3 protein-coding genes are annotated in these 4,654 nt (G+C 37.5%); all 3 read right to left on the reverse strand.

All coding sequences use genetic code 11. The features are described 5' to 3' along the window. Positions 1 to 199: 199 nt before the first annotated feature. The gene (locus ACLFMM_RS09280; protein ID WP_410808452.1) at positions 200 to 715 is read right to left on the reverse strand and encodes a chemotaxis protein CheW; all 516 of its coding nucleotides are present in this window, start codon (positions 713 to 715) and stop codon (positions 200 to 202) included. A gap of 36 nt (positions 716 to 751) precedes the next feature. Next, the gene (locus ACLFMM_RS09285; protein ID WP_410808453.1) at positions 752 to 2,875 is read right to left on the reverse strand and encodes a methyl-accepting chemotaxis protein; all 2,124 of its coding nucleotides are present in this window, start codon (positions 2,873 to 2,875) and stop codon (positions 752 to 754) included. 618 nt (positions 2,876 to 3,493) lie between these two features. Further along, on the reverse strand, positions 3,494 to 4,585 hold the full coding sequence (locus ACLFMM_RS09290; protein ID WP_410808454.1) for an ATP-binding protein: 1,092 nt from the start codon (positions 4,583 to 4,585) through the stop codon (positions 3,494 to 3,496). Positions 4,586 to 4,654: the final 69 nt, after the last annotated feature.

The following is a 4,654-nucleotide window of genomic DNA, read 5'->3' on the forward strand; positions in this document are numbered from 1 at the left end:
TCCCTTTGTTTCATTTCAAAGAAATGAAACTCGCATTAAATCTACGATTTGATTCGATGCTAAAGACACAATGGTTTTCTACCTTAAATCTTTATAAAACAGCCAAAATGAATACCAGAATATACTTGTTAAATATTTTTCAAGACAATCCATTAGTAAACACTTAGCTATAAAATATATAAAGGGTTAAATATATAATTCAACCCTTTGCAGCACTGACTTCAGATACCTCAGCCAGTTGCTTGCTGTTCAGGACTTTTTCAAGGTCAAGAAGAATTAACAATCTGTCATCCAGTTTACCTACACCTTTTATGAAATCAGAGTTGATTTTTGATGTTATCATATCGGGTGTTGGTTCTACATTTGACTCGGGAATGCTTAAGACTTCACTAACAGAATCAACCGTCATACCGAGTATATTACCGCCGATTTCAACGACAATTATCCTATTGTCATCGTCTTCTTCTTTTGTTGTCAAACCAAGTATCCTTGAAAGTTCTATAACAACTATGATGTTACCACGGATATTTATAACACCTTTTACGTAGTCAGGAGCCTGTGGTATACGTGTACCCTGGTGCATCCGTATAATCTCCTGCACCTGCATTATGTCCACACCAAACTCCTCATCACCAAGCTGAAAGACAACCAATTGCATAGATTCATTTTCGCTTTCATCAGATTCAGACTCTGTTTTTATTGCTGTCTGGCTCATAAGATCGTCTCCTATAAAATGAAAGAAAACCAAGAATTAATCACTATTCTTATCCTTTTTATCAGAAGAATCAACTTTGAAACTTTCTACAGATTGGTTCAGTTCTTCAGCCATCTGGTTTAGATCCTGTGCGGACTTGGAAAGCTCCTGCATTGAAGATGTTTGTTCTTCAACAGATGCGGATGCTTCTTCGGTACTTGATGATGATTCTTCAGCAATAGAGGATACTTCTTCAACAGACGAGGTAACCTCTTCAACAGAAGCAGATAATTCTTCAGCAGAAGATGCGATATCCTGTACCATATTATCGGCTTCACTGGTTTTATCAACGACATTTGACATGGAACCTACAGTTTCATCAAGCGCCTGTGAACCATTTTCGATTTCCTGTGAACTGTTTTCCATCGAACTCACAGCTTCACCTGTACTGTTTTGTATTTCCTGTATCAAATCACCGATTTGCTGGGCTGAATTACTGGATTCCTCTGCAAGTTTTCGGACTTCATCTGCAACGACAGCGAACCCACGACCCTGTTCACCGGCTCTTGCAGCTTCTATAGCAGCATTAAGTGCAAGGAGATTGGTCTGGTCGGCGATGTTTGTAATCATATTAACAATCTCACCGATCTTTTTGGATTTTTCATCCAGCTCTCTGACAACTTCTGAGGTTTGTTCTGAGGTTGTCTGGATGGAATCCATTTTACTTTTGAGTTCCTTAGACTGTTCACCGACCTCATTAACCAGTTTATTGACTTCAGTAACAGTTTCAGAGGTTTTCTGTGCATTGCTAGATACGTCCTGTATGCTCGTGGACATATCGTTCATGGTGCTTGATACTTCCTGTATCTTTGTGGACTGGTTTTGAGCACCATTTGTAATCTCGGTTATAGTGTCAGAAATCTGGTTTGCAGAAGATGTCAATTGCTCTGATGAAGCAGATAGTTCCTCAGATGTAGAAGAAACCTGAGAAGCACTTTCTTTTATATTTTCTACAAGGTTTTTAAGGTTTTCCTGCATTTCTTCAATAGTATCTGCAAATTCTTTCAGGTCACCTTTTGTTTCGACATTTATTGATTGTGTAAGGTCTCCATCTGCAATGGATTCAGCAACTCTTTTGGTTTCATTGAGAGGTTCGACAATAGCATCAAGTGTGTTATTTATGCCTTTGATAACGTTCCTGAATCCTACAATATCATAGTTATCAGGGTTACCTCTTGTGCTGAGTTTTCCGTTGAGTGCATCGTCAACAAGTCCTTCAACTTCAGAAACTGCCTGGTTTTCCTCGGTGATATCGATGACGTATTCCAGACCACCGACTATTTCACCATTACTATCTTTAATGGGTGCACCGGTGTATCGTATAGGCAGTTCGCCAGATGGCAGTTTAGCTACAGTATCATCCGTAAAAGTACTGTCTTTCTTCATCGCTTTGGCTACCTGACAGTTATCAGTGTTGCAGTGTCCAGTGTTAAATAAATTGTAGCACTTTTTACCTTCACATTCTTCAGTCGTTTTCCCAACTGCCTCTGCTCCTGCATTGTTCATAAACTGTACATTCATGTTTTTATCAATCACCATCACAGGTGTTGGGACATTATTCAGGTATTCAGCCTTTTGTACTGCATCATCAAGAGCTTTTTTGGTATCTGTAATATCAACAACGTATTCGACAGCACCGTTTATATTCCCATTTGAATCCTTGAGTGGAGCTCCTGTGTATCTGATAGGTATATTCTTACCTTTGGGGTCACATATGGTTTCACTAGTTTTAACAGACCCTGTTCTCATTGCCTGATCGCATCGACATTCACCAGTGTTGCAATGTGGAGTTTTAAAAAGTTCGTAGCATTTCTTACCGATACATTCATCTTGGTCCATGTCAAGGACTTGAGCACCTGATGAATTAAGAAGTGTCACAGTAAACTCTTTATCTATTGTCATTATCGGTGTTGGCAGAAGTTCGACGATACCAGCTTTTGATTCAGTATCACTGACTTTTTTTGTGAGATGATCAAGCATTAAATTAACTGAATATGCCATCTCCCGGTCTACGCCGTTCTGGGTATCAAGTCTGGCATCGATTTTTCCGTCCTGTATATTGTTGGCGACTCTTACTACATCCTGTTTTGTTTCATTATTATTTCCAAATAGATTGAACAATTTGGGTTCCTCCGTAGATTTTCTGTTGACTGGGTTAGTCATTTACGATTTTTATGTTAATATCGGCAATGACTGAAAGGTCATCATCATTATCATCCTAAGATGAAATTATAAATATATTTAGATTTGTAAATATATAAATGTATTCAAATGTTTCATCAGTGTTAACACTGGAAAATAATTTATATCTTGGTACCTACATAAGTGTTCATCCTGGAAATAAGTGAATACAAATTAACACGTGAACATAAGATGCATTTATACGTATTTTTTATGTTCAGATTTATCAGAAATTTATACATGAATTATATGTAATTGTTCATCAATTTATATAATTGAGAGATATAAAAACTGGATTATATATCTCCCTTAAAAAACGGAAAAACGGATTACTCCATTGTTGGATGGGGTCACTCATCTTGCCTATAAAACAAGTTGGATGGTGAAAAACGGAAAAACGGAATAAAGGCTACCCCCATAGTCTAATACTTCAAGAAGCAGGGTTAAACCCTGCCTTTTCTACTTTTTTTAACCTACCTATAATATCAGAGAGTATTCTGTTTAATATATCAAAACAAGTTAGATTGATTGACAGTACAACAAGGAAAAAAATACGACTTAATTCGCTTTTTTGACAGTTATCCAGAACATAGAACCCTTGCCATCGGGGTTATCTTCAACACCTATATCGCCGCCATGAAGCTCTACTACATTCTTGACGATGGAAAGGCCTATACCTTTACCCATTGATTTTTCACCACTACCTCTTTTGAATCTGTCAAACAGAGGTTCCTTTTCATCATCAGGAATACCGGGACCTTTATCTATCACCCAGACCTTCCAGTGATCATTATAATCAACTACATCCACAATTATTTCGCTATTTTCCGGACTGTACTTTATAGAATTGGATATCAGGTTTGAGAAAGCCTGTTCTATAATCGAGTTTACATGAGCATAGTATCCGCCCTGATTAACAAAAACAATATCCATGTTTTTATCAGTCAACTTGTCCTGTAAACTGTTGATAACATTTTCAAGTATATATCCCAAATCAAGGCGTTCATACTCTATATGGTCCATGCATTCAATTCTTGCAAGGTCGCCGGCTTTTTCAATCAATTCGATAGCCCGGTTATTGTTGTTTATGATCTTTTCAATAATCTCAAGTTTTTTAGGGTCAGTTTCCTTTTTGTAGAGTACCTCTGCAAACCCTTTTGCAATACCGACAGGGTTTTTCAGGTCGTGTCTTAAGACGTCTGCAAACATTTCTCTTGTTTCGCTTAATCTTTCCAGTTCAATTTCTGAGAGTTTTCTTTTCGTGATATTCAGATGGTATGCAAGTACTGGTCTTGGTTTTTCATCTTCCAGAGGAATAACCTTCATAATGAACCAGCGCCTCTTATTCGGCGCATGACAGGGGTACTCCAGTTCAAAATATTCTCTCTTGCCATGTATAACATCCCTTATACCCTCTGCAGCAACCGGTGCCTCATCTGAATTTTCACCGGTGGCTTCATCACATACTTTAAGGTAATTTGTCCCTTCGCTGCAGTGTTCTGGTGGCAGTTCATTATCTCTTGCAAAATCTTTCCAGCTGTCGTTTACATAAAGTATAGTACCGTCGGTATCAATAACTACAAAGTTGTCAGGCAGGTCTTTGATAATGTTCTTTTTTAAATCAGGTTTGGATGTTGTTTCATGATTCATTTCTAAAAATGTTTTATCTGGATAAATTATATAATTTTATCGGTATAATATTAGTTAATAAGTAGTTCG

It is taken from the genome of Methanohalobium sp., from assembly GCF_046546175.1.
In the GTDB taxonomy this organism is placed as follows: domain Archaea; phylum Halobacteriota; class Methanosarcinia; order Methanosarcinales; family Methanosarcinaceae; genus Methanohalobium.

Coding starts and splice junctions, on each gene's coding strand:
- ACLFMM_RS09280 (WP_410808452.1), bottom strand. CDS start 715: ATGAGCCAGACAGCAATAAAAACAGAGTCTGAATCTGATGAAAGCGAA.
- ACLFMM_RS09290 (WP_410808454.1), bottom strand. CDS start 4,585: ATGAATCATGAAACAACATCCAAACCTGATTTAAAAAAGAACATTATC.